Origin of the sequence: Kiloniella litopenaei (genome assembly GCF_000982415.1) — a bacterium.
In the GTDB taxonomy this organism is placed as follows: domain Bacteria; phylum Pseudomonadota; class Alphaproteobacteria; order Kiloniellales; family Kiloniellaceae; genus Kiloniella; species Kiloniella litopenaei.
On record NZ_LANI01000019.1, the window covers coordinates 105,188 to 122,348 of the forward strand.

Below are 17,161 nucleotides of genomic sequence, written 5' to 3' on the forward strand. Positions count from 1 at the left end.
GATTTTTTTATGACAGATTCCGCAATGACACAGCCACCCATGGCTTCAGCCAGCCAGGAGTTTTCCTGGAAATGGTTCCTGCTTTCTCCAAAGGGGCGTATTTCACGTTCTGATTACTGGTTGAGGTACGCTCTACCATATTTCATCATCAACATCGTCCTCGTCGGCTTAGACATAATGATCGGCGCCTATAGTATTGAAGCAGGCGGCGGTCTCTTTAGCACTATATTTGCAATCGTTGGCATTTATCCAGCAATCGTCATTCTCATCAAGCGTTGGCACGATCGAGACAAAAGTGGTTGGTGGACCCTTATTATTTTTGTTCCAATCATCGGTGCTTTTTGGGTTCTCATTGAGTGCGGTTTCTTGCGAGGTACAGCAGGGCCAAACCGCTTTGGGCCTTCACGCTTCCCGGAAGAACAGAATATCAACGAAGTTTTTGAATAAAGCTTTTCATTGATCATAAAGCCCGTAGGATAAAACAAATCTTACGGGCTTTTTTTATGGGTCATACACATGCCACAGCTTCTTCCCGACTTGTCCTTACTTATCCCCTTTATCCTTGCAGGGATTGCGCTCAACCTAACGCCCGGCGTTGATATGGCTTATGTCCTTGCCAAGACAACACATCAGGGTAAGAAAGCCGGACTGCTAGCTGCTTTAGGTATTAGTTTGGGTTCTATGGTTCATGCCACAGCTTCCGCATTGGGCATATCCGCTCTGCTTGCAGCATCCGAAACCGCTTTTCTGACACTTAAAATTGCTGGTGCGATTTATCTTTTCTATATCGCCTATAAGATTTTGACAGCACCATCACAAAATCATCGAGAAAACAAAGAACACTCAATCTCTACAAAATCAAAAAACGGCCGTATTATCCTGGAAGGTGCCATGACCAATCTTCTAAACCCCAAGATCGGTCTTTTTATGCTTGCCTTTCTACCGCAGTTTATTGATGCAGCGCCACAGGACGTCGTCTGGCAAACACTCGCCTTAGGGCTTCTTTTCAATATCAACGGCTACATTGTTTTTGTTGTACTCATCACGTTAACTTCTTTAGCCGCGGCAAAGATCAAAGCAAGTAGAGTTACAAAGACATTATTGCGCTGGATCACAGCGACTATTCTAGGCGGGATGGCCATACGAATAGCCTTTACCAATAACTAGTTTCCAACAAAGAAACAGGGCCGAGAACCTCAGCCCTGTTTGCTTTTTACCAGCTATCCAAAACAAGATAAGTTTCTTTGGTGACACCGCTGGACTAGAAGTTTATACAAGGTGCTTGCGAAAGTGCGCGAGTGTTCGCTCCCAAGACAAATTAGCCATCGCTTCATCATAACGCGGCGTACTGTCGTTGTGAAAGCCATGGTTGGCACCCTCGTAGATATAAGCCTCAAATTCTTTACCATTAGCTTTAAGTGCAGCTTCATAATCAGGCCAGCCCGCATTCACCCGTTCGTCTAGTTCTCCGTAGTGCAGCAATAATGGTGCTTGAATTTTCGGCACATCTTCAGCGCTCGCTTGTCGGCCATAGTATGGGACAGATGCTTTCAGTTCAGGATAAGCGACCGCTGCCGCATTGGCTACGCCACCACCATAGCAGAACCCGGTTATACCGACATTTCCTGTAGAACCTTCGTGGGCCATCATGAATTCAATAGCTGCGAAAAAGTCGTTCATTAGTTTTTCGGCATTAACCGTGCGCTGCAGCTCACGCCCCTCAGCATCATTACCGGGATAGCCACCAACAGACGTAAGTCCATCAGGTGCAATTGCCATAAATCCAGCCTTTGCAAGTCGCCGGGCAACATCTTCAATGTATGGGTTAAGACCACGATTTTCATGCACCACGACAACGGCAGGCAGCTTGCCCTCAACACCTGAGGGACGCACCAGATAGCCCCGGACTTCACCATGTCCGTTGGGTGATGGGTACATGATGTATTCCGGTATGATGTCTGGATCGTTAAAAGAAACCTGTTCCGCCAAGGCGTAATTCGGTGACATCAAACCGAGAATAGTGGTTGCTGTCATACCAGCAACAGTAAACTTTGCTGCCCTTGTGAGAAACTCTCGTTTTGTGATCATACCGTGCGCATAAAAGTCGTAAAGTTCCAACAACTTTGGGTCAAAATCTTTAGCTGTTAGTCGGGTCATTATTAGTGCCTCCCTTTCAGATTGCTCCTCAATTCAACACAGACCACCAGTCAATACGGACCACTGGCCCTGAACTGTTGCAATACAATATGATTAACTATTTCCGATAACTATCACCAATGCTAAGGAGCCGCTTAACACTCCAAAGCACCATTTACCAACATCCGCCCTAGGGTATAGCTCTTTTATTTCCCAGGCCGACATACTTTAAACCTTGCGTAAATAACATGCCTAGAGCCCCAAATGTTATCGTGTGGATTTGTAATAAGCAACGCCTTGGCTATGAGCAAACCGTCATATCACGCAACTGTGTCCAATGTTTATCCTGCCCTCGAGGTTCTCTCCGTGAAAATAATTGAACAAAGTGTTATTATTCAGACTTGGATATTTCATAGTTTGAAAGAAGCCACATGACAGATACTCTAATCACTCGTCGTACCGTCATTAAATCAGTTGGCGCAGCTTTGATAGTTGGCGTATCTCCCCCCCTTTTACCAGTTCATGCACAAGGACTTTTACCGACACCAACAATGCGTGGCGGGTCCAACAACTACCTTCCCGGTGCAGCCATCGTAGATAAGATCGGTGGGGGTGGTTTTTGGATGACAGGAACCGTACGCCGTGCCGGAGACGGAAAACCTCTTGCGGGTCAACGTATACAAATATGGGCACATACGACCGAGGGACATGAACGCGACCCCCATAGCCATGGCGCTACTTTGACAAAGACAGACGGCACTTTCCGTCTTGAGATGCCACAGATTGTTCCCGCTTTCGGACAACCTCACGGTCACCTTGCCTATGATGGTGATGAATTTAAAACCGTATTTCTTCGTCCCGTCATGCAAAACGTCAACGATACAAGTCTTAATGTAGAATTCGTGCTTCAACCGGCCTGACCTAAAGTGAGTTTAAAAAAGAAGGCCTGGATTAATACAGGTTTAATTTGGTCAACCCTTGCCATAGTCATCATTGTTCCCATTGTTGCCGCCCTGCAAAGTCCCCTGCTCGCGTGGCGTGATCCAGTATATATTGTTGCCGGACTAGCTGGCATTATTGCGATGGTGCTCTTATTCGTTCAACCTTTACTCGCAGGTGGATATTTACGTGGGCTAAGCCGATTACTAAGTCGCCGGGTTCATCGCGTTATCGGGGGAATACTGGTCATGATGATCGTCATCCATGTCATTGGTTTATGGATAACAAGCCCCCCTGATGTAATCGACGCGCTCCTTTTTACTTCCCCTACGCCATTTTCCGCTTGGGATGTCATTGCGATGTGGGCCTTATTTGCCTCTGCCCTAACAGTTTTATTGCGCCGTCGCCTGCGCATTAATTCACACAAGTGGCGATTCATTCATACGGGCTTTGCGGTCGTGATTGTTTCGAGCAGCATTGTACATGCGCTTCTAATCATCGGCACAATGGAAGTAATATCAAAACGTATATTATGCGGGTTCATACTCGCTATTACTGCGAAAGTAATCGTTGATTGGTGGCGGTTGCCTAAACGATAAAGCCATCATTTCGAAAATTATGTACTCTACGAAGGCTATAGCTATTCGGCATCTTTTTCCCAGGAATTTATGCTGTTTTGGGAAGGAAATCCGATAGCCTTAATGGTTTGAAACAGATCAATAGCTTAGCATTATTGGCATAAAAAATGCTGCGTTATGCATACCTGTTCCTTGAGGAAAAAGCTTATGCATATAAACCTATTTCATCCTATAAACAGAGCCAGCGCTGATCTAAGAGTTCAGCCCAAACACTCGCCGCACGACCATCAGCGACCAGGTCAAACGACCTCTACACATCAACCAGAACCACAAGACAAGGTTACGCTCTCCCGAGAAGCTATAAAAGCATTAAAAATTGACTACCGTGCGCAAGCGAACACTCCATCACCAAAAGACAATGACAACAAGATCAACTCGCTGGAAAGGTGGGTTGAGAAGGCTGTCACAAAAACAGAAACGAATAACGGGAGAATCCCCTTTGGTATGGAATGGAAGCTGGAATATTTAAATAGCCGGATCACCAAGGCCCTTGATACGGATATTGGCCCCAATGGGCACATCCTGAACCTTACAGAACAGCAGCAAGAAAAGCTGAGCAGAATTAAGAATATAATTCGTGGGCTACTATCGCCACCTTCGAATGACGAAGATGTCGCGAAAACAAGAATTTTAGTTGGCGAAAGCTCTTAAGCTATCACACTGAAAAAAACTTCTTTAAGAACTCCCTTGAGCAAAAATAGCAAAGGGCCGAAACAATTCCGGCCCTTTAAGATCAATACGCGATATAAGAGGGTAATACAGATTAGATCCGAGATTACTTTCGACGCCAGGTCGTTCCTGTGGGGCTATCCAGCAACTCAATGCCTTGAGCCGCCAGTTCATCACGAATGGCGTCTGCACGGCCAAAGTCTTTAGATTTTTTGGCCTCGATACGTTCAGCGATCAATGCCTCAATATTTTGGCTATCGTCACCCTCGCCCTTAAACCAGACCTCCGGGTCTTGCTGAATAATACCTAACAACTTACCACCCGCCAAAAGCTGTCCTTTGAGCTGAGCAATAACCTTGCGGTTCTTTTTGCGGTCATCCGTGGTTTTGTTCAACTGCGTGGTAATGTCATGCAACACAGACAAGGCCAGTGGCGTATTCAAGTCGTCTTTCAGCGCGTCGAGTAAAGCCTCGGAAACTTCTTCGGTAGAGGCTTCAATCTTTTCAACGGCCTGTATAGCCCCATAAAAACGATCAAGTTGTGTTTTGAACTCAGTAACCTTTTCACGGGTGATATCCAGCGGCTGGCGATAGTGACCAGACAACAAAGTCAAACGTAATGCTTCGCCGTTCAGGCCTTCGTCCAGAAGCTGACGCACGGTAAAGAAATTGCCAAGAGATTTGGACATCTTCTCGCCGTTGACGACGACATAGCCATTATGCATCCAATAATTAACATACGGCTTTTCATTGCAGCATTTGGATTGCGCAATTTCATTTTCATGATGCGGAAAGGTAAGGTCCAGTCCACCACCGTGAATGTCAAAGGTCTCTCCCAAATGAACGCGTGACATGGCAGAACATTCAATGTGCCAGCCCGGACGGCCTTTGCCCCAGGGGCTTTCCCATCCCGGCTGTTCATCATTACTTGGCTTCCAAAGCACAAAATCAGCCGGATCTTTTTTATAGGGCGCAACCTCTACCCGGGCACCGGCAATCATATCTTCACGATTGCGCCGGGATAACTCGCCATAATCTGCCATGGACTTTACAGAAAACAGAACATGTCCTTCTGCTTCATAGGCATGCCCTTTTTCAATAAGCTTTGCGCTCATATCAATCATTTCCTGAATGTGATCTGTCGCACGCGGCTCTACGTCTGGTGGAAGCGCACCAAGTGCAGCCATATCATCATGATAAGCCTGCGTTGTACGCTTGGTAATACTTTCAATTGGTTCCCCCGACTTTAGGGAAGCTTCGATAATCTTGTCTTCAACATCTGTGATGTTGCGGACATAGGTCACATGCTCTGCGCCATAAACATACCGCAGCAAACGCGCAAAGGTATCAAAAACAACAACAGGCCGTGCATTCCCAACATGCGCGAGATCATAAACGGTCGGTCCACAGACATACATGCGCACATTTTTAGGATCGATTGGCTCGAAATCCTGCTTTTCACGCGCAAGAGTATTGTGGACTTTAATCGTCATCGTCTTTTCCCGAAATCTAGGGGTTGAATATAGTGATTGTATAAAAGAAAGAGATTTATATTAAACCTCTTTCTTGCAGATACACCAATAATTTTAAGTAGCCGCCATAGCGACAACTATTAGGGCAACCTTTATCAGGCTGTTTGCCCCTTGAGGCGTGCTTCAGCACGTTCCCGCCCAATAACAGGCAGAAGCTGTGCCAGCTCGGGACCATGTTGTTGGCCGGTCAAAGCTTTACGAAGCGGCATAAATAGCTGTTTACCCTTACGGCCCGTTTCGTTTTTCAGAACTGTGGTCAAAGCTTTCCACGTGCCCTGATCCCAATCACCTTCTGGCAGCTTTTCCGCCGCCAGTGTCAGAAATTCAGCATCTTCGTCTGCAATATCCGGCGTTACCGCGCCCCGACAGATATCAAACCAGGATTGCGTATCAGACAGCTTCTCCAGATTTGGGCGTACCACTTCCCACAGCGCTTCGTCAAAGCCGTCCTGCAAACGGGATTTAATAGATGCAAAGTCTGCATCATGCAGAACCTTGGCATTCAGGTGCCCCAGTTCAACCGGATCAAAACGCGGTGTCGCACGGCCAAAACGAGCAATATCAAACAACTCGGTCAATGCCTCTGGAGTCTGGCGAACTTCAATCGGATCAGGCGTACCAAGACGCGCCAGATAGCTATTCAGCGCCATTGGCTCCAGCCCCTCTTCTTCGCGAAGAGATTCCAGGCTCAAACTGCCAAGACGCTTGGAAAGACCAGAGCCATCCGCACCCACCATCAAGGAGATATGGGCGAACTCAGGTACTGAACCACCGAGAGCTTCGAAAAGCTGAACCTGAACCGCCGTGTTGGAAACGTGGTCTTCACCACGAAGAACATGGGTAACTTCAAGTTCAATATCATCAACACAGGATGTCAGGGTATAAAGCGGACGGCCGTCTTCTCTAATCAAGACAGGGTCAGTTAGGTGCTGACCTTCAAAGTGCGTTTCCCCTCGCACGAGATCAGTCCAATCGATATCTTCGTGGTTAAGCTTGAAACGCCAGTGAGGTTTGCGCCCCTCCGCTTCGTACTTAGCAATGTCTTCTTCAGTCAGCCTCAGGGCCTCACGATCATAAATCGGAGGGCGCCCCGCCTGCAGAGCAATCTTACGCTTGAGGCCAAGTTCGTCTGAAGTCTCGTAACAAGGATAAAGACGTCCATCGGCTTTCAGTTTTTCTGCCGCCAACTCATAACGATCCATACGGTGAGATTGCACAGCAAATTCATCCCACTCAAGGCCGAGCCACTTCAGATCTGTTTGAATGGATTGAGCGAATTCCTCAGTAGAACGCTCTGTATCCGTATCATCCATACGCAGCAGGAATGTGCCGCCAGCCTTCTTGGCCATAAGCCAGTTTAGAACAGCGATACGGGCATTTCCTGCGTGCAGGCGGCCAGTTGGGCTAGGAGCAAAACGTACTTTCATGAACTCGTCTTTATCTCTAATTTATCTGTTTGTAAGACCGCGAAACGCATTCGTGATCGGATAACGTCTGTCGCGGGCCAGGTCGCGGATTGTCACGCGAACACCCGGCGCTGATTGACGGCGTTTATATTCTGCAAGGTCTAACATACGCCAGACCCGACGAACAGTGCTCTCGTCATATCCCCGCGCAAGAATATCTACAAGGGGTAATTCTTCTTCAATCAAGCATTCCAGAATGCCATCCAGAACATCATATTCCGGCAAGCTATCCTGATCCGTTTGATCTGGTTTTAGTTCAGCTGAAGGCGGCTTGGTGATAATCCGTTCCGGCATCACGGCGCCATCCGGACCGAGAACATCGTTCGGCTTGTTTTCATTACGCCAACGCGACAGGGCAAACACCTTGGTTTTATAAACATCTTTCAAGGCATTATAACCACCACACATATCGCCATAGAGCGTTGCATATCCCACCGACATTTCTGATTTGTTACCAGTGGAGAGCACCATATACCCAAGCTTGTTGGAAATTGCCATCAGCGTCAGGCCACGGGACCGCGCCTGAATATTTTCTTCTGTGGTATCCGCTTCGGTCCCCGCCATAACCGGGGCCAGCATTTCTTCAAAGGCCTTCATCGCGGGGCCAATGGAAATAGAATCGTACTTTACACCCAATAGCTCAGTGGCAAGCTGTGCATCTTCCAGACTTTCACGCGATGTATAAGGCGACGGCATCATGACACAACGCACACGTTCCGGGCCAATCGCATCAACGGCAATCGCCGCTGAAAGCGCAGAATCAATTCCCCCGGACATACCTATCACAATACCTGGAAAACGGTTCTTGCCAATATAATCACGGACACCAACCACCAGAGCACGGTAAACAGCGGCAAGCTCTTCTTCCGGAGCAACCGTTTCTGCCGGCTGACATTCCCATTCCCCATCCGCATTTTTCAGCCATTCCGTTACCATGAAATGCTCATCAAACATGGGGGCCTGTGCTTTGAGGCTGCAATCCGCATTCAGAACAAAAGAGCCACCATCAAACACAATGTCATCCTGTCCGCCAACCATGTTCAAATAAGCGAGGGGCAACTCACATTCCTTGATCCGCTCTATAGCCAAGAGCTGACGCGTATCTGCCTTTCCTGCGTTAAACTGGGAACCATTGATGCCAATCAACATCTCGGCACCGGCTTCGGCAAGTGTTTCGCAGACATCGGCATCCCACATATCTTCACATATAAAGACACCAATACGTACACCACGAAATGAAAACGGCCCCGTCAAAGCACCTTGCTTGAAAACCCGTTTTTCATCAAAAACACTATAGTCACAGAGGAAATGCTTTCCCTTCCACCCGACAAGGCTGCCGCCATCCAGAAGCACAGCAGCATTATAGATCTCGGATCCGGCTGTCGTGAAGGCTTTCTTGAAGGGGTTTTCCTGTAACTTTACATCAGGCATTGGCGCCCCAACCAGTATCCCCGGACCGCCATCAGCAGTATCAGCCATCAAGCTACGCAGTTCAGCCTGTGCCTCGAGCAAGAGCTCCGGCTTTAAAACCAGATCTTCGGGAGGATAGCCCACCAGACTGAGTTCCGGCGTAACCAGCAGGTCTGCGCCAGCATCTGCAGCTTTCTTGCGGGCCGCACGAATAAGATCAGCGTTCCCACGGATATCGCCGACTGTCGGGTTCATTTGCGCAAAGGCAATGGTTAGTTTTTCGCTCATGTCAGCTTCTTACCCTTATACAGATTAGGCGGCAAGTCTCTGCGCACTCATTATTCTGATAAGATATCTTTTTCTCGGATTTATTAACAAAAAAGGCTACATATGCTCAGTACGAGTATATGAAGCCTTGATCAAATCTGCTTTCAAGGTACAGAGATAAAAAAGGGGTAAGGCAGCCTAATTCAAGCGAGACTCCAAACGCGCCAAAAGCCGATCAAGATCAACATGGTCTTCCTTTGACAGCTTGGGCCCCGGTGCACGCGTCAGCGCAGTTGAAATCGCACCTCTACGGCGCAATATCTCTTTGCGAACGGCCAAACCGTATCCCGGTTGCTGTTCATGGCGAACAACAGGCAGATAAAGATCAAAAAGGTCTTCAGCTGCGTCCACATCACCACTATGGAAAAGACTGCATACCTGAACAAGCATTTCCGGATAAGCAAAGCCAGTCATTGCACCATCTGCTCCACGGGCAAGTTCTTGCGGAAGATAAAGTCCACCATTACCGCAAAGAATACTAACTCGGCGACTACCATCATCTTGTTCTTTTTTCCGTATCTGGCTTAACTTTGGCAGCCCGGGCCAATCCTCGTGTTTAAGCATAACCAACTGCTCAAAATCACGCACCATACGCAAGAAGCAATCAACTGACATATTTACCCCTGTTGCCAACGGAAAGTCCTGATAGCAAAGCGGAACATCGGGCCCCAAAGCCAGACAAACACTTTCGTAATAGTTATAAAGTGCTGTTTCCGTTTTCTGAGCAGCAAAAGGAGCAACCATCACACCAGCAGCCCCAAGGTTCATGGCATTGTGGGATAGGGTTACCAGGTTTCCCATGCCAGGGTTACTAACCCCGACAATAACCGGAACGCGGCTATCTACTCGGCTCAATACCCGCTCCATAACAGCGGTTGATTCATCCGGGTTCAGCTTTTGTGCCTCACCCATCATGCCCAGAATAGTAATACCACTCACGCCCTTCTCAATATAGAATTCTACAAGGCGATCAATACTGTCAAAATCAATATCGCCGTTATCCTGAAAAGGCGTAGCCGCAATAATGAAGACACCTTTGGTTTTCTCTGAAATGTTATGCCCCATTATCTTTAAATCCTATAGTATCTTGGCGTTAAAATTTAACTGGCTATTCACTTCGGGCACCAGATTGCCAGAAGGTTTGGCAGCACTTGAACGCTCTCGCTTAAGATACACCCCCGTTCCCCGATCAACCTTGAGATCATTATCCTCAACGACAATCCGGCCACGACTGATAACTGTTTCGGGCCATCCAGTGATTTCCGTGCCTTCATAGGGGGTATAGTCCATGTTATCGTGCAGCATATCTATTGAAATTCGAACTTCTTTTTCTGGATCCCATACCGCCAAATCTGCGTCACACCCAACTTCAATCGTTCCCTTACGAGGATACAGCCCATAGATCTTGGCCGGATTTGTCGCCGTAACTTCGACGAAGCGGTGAAGATCCATTCTCTTCCCCAGAACACCTGCTGAAAAAAGCATTGGCATTCTTATTTCGAGCCCTGGCACTCCATTCGCGATCTGCTTGAAATTCGGGTTTGGTCCTGCTGCCAGTTTTCCTGTTTCATCAAAGCGGTATGGCGCATGATCCGAAGAAAATACCTGAAACGAGCCATCAATAAGACCTTCCCAGATTGCTTCTTGCGCCTTTTCATCCCGTGGCGGAGGGCTGCAGCAAAACTTAGCCCCGACCATCCCTTCTTTATCCAGATCCTTCGCCGTCAAAAAGAGATACTGAGGACAGGTTTCCGCCATTACCTTTAGGCCGCGCGATTGCGACCGTCTGATTTCATCAAGCGCCTCTTCGGATGAAACATGTACGATAAACAGAGGGGTATCAACCAACTCGGCAAGGGCAATTGCCCTGTGTGTTGCTTCGCTTTCGGCTATACGTGAATGACTGACCGCATGATATTTAGGATCGCCATTTCCCTGACTAAGTAACTTTTCAGACAGCCACCTAATGACATCGTGATTTTCAGCATGCACCATTACAAGTGCTTCTTCCTTACGAGCCGTCGATAGCACCTCTAGAATTTCATAGTCATCTAACTTTAATGCATCATAGGTCATATAGATTTTAAATGAAGAGATACCATCCGCTATCATTGCAGGAAGTTCCTGCCCCATTACCGCATCCGTCGGATCTGAAATGATCAAATGAAAGGCATAATCAATGACGGCCTTTGGTTTTGCACAAGCCATATAATCATCAACCACAGTACGCAGGCTTTGCCCCCTGTGTTGAGCAGCAAAAGGAATAATTGTTGTTGTCCCCCCAAAAGCCGCTGAAACAGACGCACTGTAAAAATCATCAGATGTCATAATTCCCGACGAAGACATTTGCTCCACATGACAATGAGCATCAATCCCCCCGGGTAAAATGAGCTTACCAGTAGCATCAATTTCTTTCCGGCCCACCCCCAATCCAGTGCCCAGAGCCACAATCTGACCATCCTTGATACCGACATCCTGACGGATTTTCTCGGTTGCGGTCACTGTTTCTCCATTACGGATCACCAGGTCAAAAGACACCATTATCAATACTCCTACACCCTGTATTTTAGATTATTATTGCAATTGGAATTCCACTGGTATACCAATTGCACACCGATTCTACAAACAGAGAAAACCTAACCAAAAGCAAAGCTTGGAAAGCCTGTTGATGACAAACCAGAAAGCGAGACAGATCGTGGTAGAAAGCTTGGCTGATCAAACCTATAGTCGCCTGACTGACATGCTACTTTCTGGTGAGCTTGCCGATGGTCATCCGGTCATGGAACGTCGTTTGGCAGAACAACTGAATGTATCAAGAACGCCTGTGCGAGAGGCAATCAACCGGCTCGAAACAGAAGGTATGCTAGAGCGCAAAGGCGGTCGCATGCTGGTTCGAAAGGTCGATCTAAAGGAATTCCTGGAAGTTTTACATATCAGAAAATTACTTGAATGTGATGCCGCCAAGAATGCAGTTGGCCGCATATCCATTCAGCTGATATCCGATCTGAAACAGGCAATGCACAACTTGTTAGACCAAAATTCAGTCAGCTCTACAGAACATCGGGCAACAGATGATCTTTTTCACAATTCCATCGCCCAATCCTGCGGGAACCGTCTAATGGCGAAAACAATTATAGATCTGCGCAGACGTACAGCAATGTTTGACCATGACCGTCTGCCCGCAAGATTAATACCGGGATGTCAGGAACACCTTGATATTTTAATCGCTTTGGAAAATGCCGATGGAGACGCAGCGGCCTTTGCCATGGGAAAACATATAGACAATGTGCGCCGAAGTATTTTGGAACACTGGGGCATCGGCGAATGAACAACAATAAAATCTCCCCCCAAAACACAGCCTATAGAATACAGGTGATTAATCCCAATTCTTCGCGTGAAGTTACAGATACCATTGAGCAAAGTATTCAAGATCTTTCATCAAAGATGAACTTGGAAATCAGGTGTTCGCAGCTAGACAAAGCCCCATCCGCAATTGAAACGAATGAGGATGTCGAAATTGCAGGGAAGTTAATTAACGCAGAGATTAAAGCATCCAATGCCGATGCTTTTGTTATCGCCTGTTTTAGTGACCCTGGTGTAAAACAATTAAGAGCAAAAGATCACAGAAACATTTATGGTATCGCAGAAACAGCTATGCTGATCGCAGCTCTTCACAAGGATAATTTTGGGATCATTTCGATACTTTCTGATTCCATTCCCCGTCACCAAAAACAAGCCCAGGACTTAGGCATTGATACACGACTTGCTGGTGACCTTGCATTGAATCTTGGTGTTTTGGAACTCGCCGACGAAGACAAGGCAAAACCCAGATTGCTGGAAGTTGGCTCGGAATTGAAAAACAATATGTACGCAGGATCAATTATTTTGGGTTGCGCAGGCATGGGTAAATACCAACATTGGCTTCAAGAGAAACTAGACATCCCCGTAATTGATCCGTGTCGGGCAGCTATAACAATGGCCGCTGCCAGCCTAATGACTATATCGAAATAACAACAAATCAAAACCCAAACCAAAGGGAGTAAGAAAATGGATTTCGGAATCGCAGGGCGCAAAGCCATAATCTGCGCATCATCCAAAGGCCTAGGTAAAGCCTGTGCCATAGAACTGGCCAACGAAGGCGTTGATGTCATCATCAATGGTCGCAACAATGAAACACTAGAAGAAACAGCCCAGGAAATTCGCAACGCCACTGGAGTTGATGTTACCGCCGTTGCATGTGATGTCACGTCAGAAGAAGGCCGCGCAAAGCTGCTCACCGCATGTGCCAACCCTGATATTTTGGTGAACAATGCAGGCGGTCCACCTCCGGGAAACTTTCGCGATTGGGACGGTGATGAGTGGCACAAGGCCCTAGAGGCCAATATGGTCACCCCTATTCTGCTCACCAAGGCTGTTATCGACGGCATGATTGAGCGTAAGTTCGGACGCGTCGTGAACATTACTTCCGGTGCCGTAAAAGCCCCCATTTCAATTCTAGGGCTATCCAACGGTGCACGGTCTGGCTTAACCGGATTTGTAGCCGGCCTTGCCCGCGAAGTTGCCGCAAACAACGTTACTGTAAATAACCTGTTACCTGGTCCATTTGAAACAGATCGCTTGACCGCCACGCTGCAGGGTGCTGCCAAAAAGAACGGTACGACCCTTGAAGAAGAATGGGCAAAACGCCAATCATCAAACCCAAGTAAACGCTTTGGCAAACCCGATGAATTTGGCGCGGCCTGTGCTTTTCTCTGTAGTAACCGGGCAGGTTTTATTACCGGACAAAACTGGCTTCTTGATGGTGGATCTTATCCGGGAACCTTCTAATTTTTTCCATCATTCAATCCGCTGGATAACAAAAAAGCTCGCAGATATTCTCTGCGAGCTTTTTTACACAATCACAAATAGATTACCGCAATCAGCAATAACTTTCAGCCGTTGCCTGAATACGTTTGACCATCGCGTGTAAACCATTGGCACGGTTTGGGCTAAGGTGTTGTGAAAATTCAAGGCGCTCAAGGATATCATCAATATCAATCGACTTGATTTCTTGAGCTGTTTTGTTGGAAAAAATCATCAAAAGAACAGCGACAAGTCCACGCACAATGTGGGCATCACTATCGGCAATAAAGCTCAACTTTGGTGGCGTGTTCTCATCTACATTACAAACCAGCCACACTTGACTGGTACATCCCTGTACACGTGATGCCTCTGTCTTGAGAGCATCATCCATAGGGGGAAGCTTTCGCCCCATCTCAATGATGTAGCGATACCGCTCTTCCCAATCTTCCAGGAATTCAAAACTATCAATAAGATCTTCAATAGATGCGTCTGTGACTGTTTCAGTCATTGTTACGTATTTACTTTCTAATCAGGAACTCGCGCCCCACCTTTACCCGGGGAACGTTGTCATATTCTACTATATCAGCCGTCGCATAGGTTTCTGACCAACGGTTCGGCAGGTAACTTCCTGTACCAACCACATCAAGTGGCGCCTCGGCCTCTGCCATCAAGCGGCACTTGGCCGGGCTAAAGCCAGACGAGGCAACAATCTTGACCTTGGTAAAGCCTTCTTTATCCAATGCTTCTCGCATGGTCCAGATTGCCGCGGCAGACACCCCCGGCCCGACCAGATAACGAAGTTCTTCTTCGTTTCTATAGCCCCTAATTGCTCGCGGCACATTGCGTTCAAGCACCGCGTAAGAACTCGGTGGATCAAGAGTTTCAACAAAACGGCTGCCCGCTGTATCCAGACGAACGGATAACAGACCCTCGGCTGCACGTTTGGGAAAACGGCGACACACTGTCAAAGCATCGGTAATCTCGCGCGCAAAATAATCTACGAGAACAGTCATGGGATCACCCGGAAAGGTCTCGTCGAACATTTCCGCAGCTTTCAAAGTCGATCCCGCATAGCCAATCAAGGCATGTGGCATCGTCCCCATGCCACTATCCTGCCCAAAGTAGTGTGCGGTTGCATCGGTTGCATTACCAATGAAACCAATCGCCCCGTTTTTACGCTTGGCCCGATCAGCACCGACAGAAGCAGCATAGGCCATAATTTCGGCCATATCTGTTCCCGCACAATGACGGGCATCCATCGCCAGAAAAGCAACGGAATGCAGGTCGGAGCACATTGTAAAGGCATTGTAAGCCGCAACACAGGCAGGACCAAGCCGCTGTAACAGCAAGGTTTCCAGATCAACCAGATGCCTGAGAGATCCGGTCAGGTACATAATAGGTTCACCCGCACCGACCCAGCGCCCTTCTGCATAACGAAGATCTATTTCAAGATCAAAGTTACGCTTGCGCGCCATCTCTTCCAGCCACCTGATGACAAGGCCGGGCGCGGACACAACAGGACGACGCATAAAGATGGCATAGGTCACCTTTTGGTCGCCAAACTTTTCAACAACCTTCTTGCTTCGATTGAAATAATGGTCTGTCCAAGCCGTGATGTCACCATCTTCAACAGGCCAGAGGGAGGATCGCTCCCCCCTCTGGTCTTTATCCTGTTGACGTTTTTTGTGTTCGCGTTTTTCTTGCGTACTATCAGGCATTAAGCTTACCCGTTAATCGTCAAAACCTTAGGACGCCTGTGCAACAGGTGAAGATGAACGGCTTTCACGCTCTTCTTTCAACTGCTCCGCAATCAAGAAGGCCAATTCAAGAGACTGGCTGGCGTTAAGACGTGGATCGCAATAAGTGTGATAACGAGCCGAAAGATCTTCATCTTTAATCGCCTGCGCCCCACCGATGCACTCGGTCACATCCTTACCCGTCATTTCAAAGTGAACACCACCGGCATAGGTGCCTTCGGCTTTATGGACTGCAAAGAAATTGCGAACCTCGGCCAGAACACGATCAAACGGACGTGTTTTATAGCCACTAGAAGATTTGATGGTATTGCCATGCATAGGATCACATGACCAAACCACTTTTTTGCCTTCACGTTCAACCGCACGGATCAACGCTGGAAGATGCTCTTCCACTTTGTCATGTCCCATGCGAACGATCAGGGTCAACCGCCCCGCATCATTGTTTGGGTTCAAGCGATCAATAAGCTTTAGAAGATCATCCGGGTTAGACGTTGGGCCACATTTCATGCCGATCGGGTTATGAATACCACGCATAAATTCAACATGCGCTTCATCCAAATGCCTTGTACGATCACCAATCCACAGCATATGCGCAGAACAATCGTACCAGTCACCGGTCAGGCTATCGACACGGGTCAGAGATTCTTCGTAGTTGAGAAGAAGAGCCTCGTGGCTGGTGTAGAAGTCCGTTTCACTGAGCTGAGGAACCTTGTCTTCGGTCAAGCCACAGGCTTCCATAAAACCGATAGCTTCGTCGATACGTTGCGCCAAGGCTTCGTAGCGATCTGACTGTGCTGAATTACGAACAAAATCATGGTTCCAGTCATGAACCTTGCGAAGGTTGGCAAAACCACCCTGAGCAAAAGCCCGCAACAGGTTCAATGTCGAAGCAGATTGATGATAGGCTTTGATCAAGCGCTCTGGATCGGGCACACGTTCTTCTTCGGTGAAGCCGATACCATTGATGATATCACCACGATAGCTTGGAAGTTCCACGCCATCGATTGTTTCCGTTCCGGCTGAACGCGGTTTGGCGAACTGCCCCGCCATACGCCCGACTTTCACAACAGGGCAAGCCGCCCCGAAAGTCAAAGCCACAGCCATTTGCAGCATTACCTTAAAGGTATCGCGGATATTATCGGGATGAAACTCGGCAAATGCCTCTGCACAATCACCGCCCTGAAGCAGGAAGGCGCGACCTTCGGCCACTTCACCAAGTTGTTTACGTAGTCTGCGTGCCTCGCCTGCAAAAACCAGTGGCGGTTGACCCGCCAAGGTTTTCTCCACGGAATCTACAACAGCAGAATCCGGGTATTCGGGCACTTGCCGAATATCCTTGGCGCGCCAGGAATTAGGTGTCCATTTCGCGCTCATTTACTTTACCTCTAAATTACACAATATAATTTCACGTTTGACAGTATTAATCGTCTTTTCTGTCCTTTACCA

At 47.8% G+C, this 17,161-nt stretch carries 17 protein-coding genes; 8 read left to right on the forward strand and 9 right to left on the reverse strand.

Going from position 1 to position 17,161, the window contains the following annotated elements:
- Positions 1-9 precede the first annotated feature (9 nt).
- Both WH95_RS13265 and WH95_RS13270 read left to right on the forward strand, forming a co-directional pair.
- The gene (locus tag WH95_RS13265) at positions 10-447 is read left to right on the forward strand and encodes a DUF805 domain-containing protein (RefSeq protein WP_052742014.1); all 438 of its coding nucleotides are present in this window, start codon (positions 10-12) and stop codon (positions 445-447) included.
- 69 nt (positions 448-516) lie between these two features.
- The gene (locus WH95_RS13270) at positions 517-1,167 is read left to right on the forward strand and encodes a LysE family translocator (RefSeq protein WP_046508046.1); all 651 of its coding nucleotides are present in this window, start codon (positions 517-519) and stop codon (positions 1,165-1,167) included.
- Positions 1,168-1,269: 102 nt separating this feature from the next.
- Here WH95_RS13270 and yghX read toward each other — a convergent pair whose 3' ends face one another.
- The gene (gene yghX, locus WH95_RS13275) at positions 1,270-2,157 is read right to left on the reverse strand and encodes a YghX family hydrolase (protein WP_046508048.1); all 888 of its coding nucleotides are present in this window, start codon (positions 2,155-2,157) and stop codon (positions 1,270-1,272) included.
- Between the two features lie 410 nt (positions 2,158-2,567).
- On the opposite strand from yghX, the gene WH95_RS13280 reads away from it, so the two are divergent.
- The 3 genes from WH95_RS13280 to WH95_RS13290 all read left to right on the forward strand — a co-directional run bounded on the left by WH95_RS13280 (position 2,568) and on the right by WH95_RS13290 (position 4,364).
- Positions 2,568-3,056 (forward strand): peptidase associated/transthyretin-like domain-containing protein, encoded by a 489-nt coding sequence (locus WH95_RS13280; RefSeq protein WP_046508050.1) that lies wholly within the window; start codon positions 2,568-2,570, stop codon positions 3,054-3,056.
- A gap of 6 nt (positions 3,057-3,062) precedes the next feature.
- Entirely contained in the window at positions 3,063-3,674 is a 612-nt protein-coding gene (locus tag WH95_RS13285) for a ferric reductase-like transmembrane domain-containing protein (protein WP_204247787.1), read from the forward strand.
- Positions 3,675-3,860: 186 nt separating this feature from the next.
- Positions 3,861-4,364 (forward strand): hypothetical protein, encoded by a 504-nt coding sequence (locus WH95_RS13290; protein ID WP_046508052.1) that lies wholly within the window; start codon positions 3,861-3,863, stop codon positions 4,362-4,364.
- A 124-nt stretch (positions 4,365-4,488) separates the two neighbouring features.
- Here the strand turns inward: WH95_RS13290 and cysS are convergent, their stop codons facing one another.
- The 5 genes from cysS to hydA form a co-directional block, all read right to left on the reverse strand.
- Positions 4,489-5,874: a cysteine--tRNA ligase gene (gene cysS / locus WH95_RS13295; RefSeq protein ID WP_046508054.1), complete on the reverse strand. Its 1,386-nt coding sequence runs from the start codon at positions 5,872-5,874 to the stop codon at positions 4,489-4,491.
- A gap of 134 nt (positions 5,875-6,008) precedes the next feature.
- On the reverse strand, positions 6,009-7,340 hold the full coding sequence (gene gltX, locus WH95_RS13300) for a glutamate--tRNA ligase (RefSeq protein WP_046508056.1): 1,332 nt from the start codon (positions 7,338-7,340) through the stop codon (positions 6,009-6,011).
- Positions 7,341-7,361: 21 nt separating this feature from the next.
- A complete protein-coding gene (locus WH95_RS13305; RefSeq protein WP_046508059.1) occupies positions 7,362-9,077 on the reverse strand; it encodes an NAD+ synthase in 1,716 nt (571 codons plus the stop codon).
- A gap of 177 nt (positions 9,078-9,254) precedes the next feature.
- Positions 9,255-10,181 (reverse strand): dihydrodipicolinate synthase family protein, encoded by a 927-nt coding sequence (locus WH95_RS13310; RefSeq protein ID WP_046508062.1) that lies wholly within the window; start codon positions 10,179-10,181, stop codon positions 9,255-9,257.
- Between the two features lie 12 nt (positions 10,182-10,193).
- Positions 10,194-11,657: a dihydropyrimidinase gene (hydA, locus tag WH95_RS13315; protein ID WP_046508063.1), complete on the reverse strand. Its 1,464-nt coding sequence runs from the start codon at positions 11,655-11,657 to the stop codon at positions 10,194-10,196.
- A gap of 127 nt (positions 11,658-11,784) precedes the next feature.
- On the opposite strand from hydA, the gene WH95_RS13320 reads away from it, so the two are divergent.
- From WH95_RS13320 to WH95_RS13330, 3 genes are read left to right on the forward strand one after another with little or no spacing between them, the layout of a single operon-like run.
- A complete protein-coding gene (locus WH95_RS13320) occupies positions 11,785-12,444 on the forward strand; it encodes a GntR family transcriptional regulator (RefSeq protein ID WP_046508163.1) in 660 nt (219 codons plus the stop codon).
- Positions 12,441-13,127 carry an aspartate/glutamate racemase family protein gene (locus WH95_RS13325; protein WP_046508065.1) on the forward strand — a complete coding sequence of 229 codons (687 nt, stop codon included), beginning with the start codon at positions 12,441-12,443 and terminating at the stop codon, positions 13,125-13,127. Before WH95_RS13320 ends, WH95_RS13325 begins: the two co-directional genes overlap by 4 nt.
- 36 nt (positions 13,128-13,163) lie before the next feature.
- Positions 13,164-13,943, forward strand: a complete 780-nt coding sequence (locus WH95_RS13330) for an SDR family oxidoreductase (RefSeq protein ID WP_046508068.1) — start codon at positions 13,164-13,166, stop codon at positions 13,941-13,943.
- A 91-nt stretch (positions 13,944-14,034) separates the two neighbouring features.
- Here the strand turns inward: WH95_RS13330 and WH95_RS13335 are convergent, their stop codons facing one another.
- Genes WH95_RS13335 through WH95_RS13345 form a run of 3 tightly spaced genes read right to left on the reverse strand, consistent with a single transcriptional unit; the run spans position 14,035 to position 17,089 of the window.
- Complete coding sequence (locus WH95_RS13335; RefSeq protein ID WP_046508070.1) at positions 14,035-14,466, reverse strand: SufE family protein; 432 nt, start codon at positions 14,464-14,466, stop codon at positions 14,035-14,037.
- A 10-nt stretch (positions 14,467-14,476) separates the two neighbouring features.
- Positions 14,477-15,676: a nicotinate phosphoribosyltransferase gene (locus WH95_RS13340; protein WP_046508072.1), complete on the reverse strand. Its 1,200-nt coding sequence runs from the start codon at positions 15,674-15,676 to the stop codon at positions 14,477-14,479.
- Positions 15,677-15,703: 27 nt separating this feature from the next.
- A complete protein-coding gene (locus tag WH95_RS13345) occupies positions 15,704-17,089 on the reverse strand; it encodes a class II 3-deoxy-7-phosphoheptulonate synthase (protein WP_046508074.1) in 1,386 nt (461 codons plus the stop codon).
- Between the last annotated feature and the right edge of the window lie 72 nt (positions 17,090-17,161).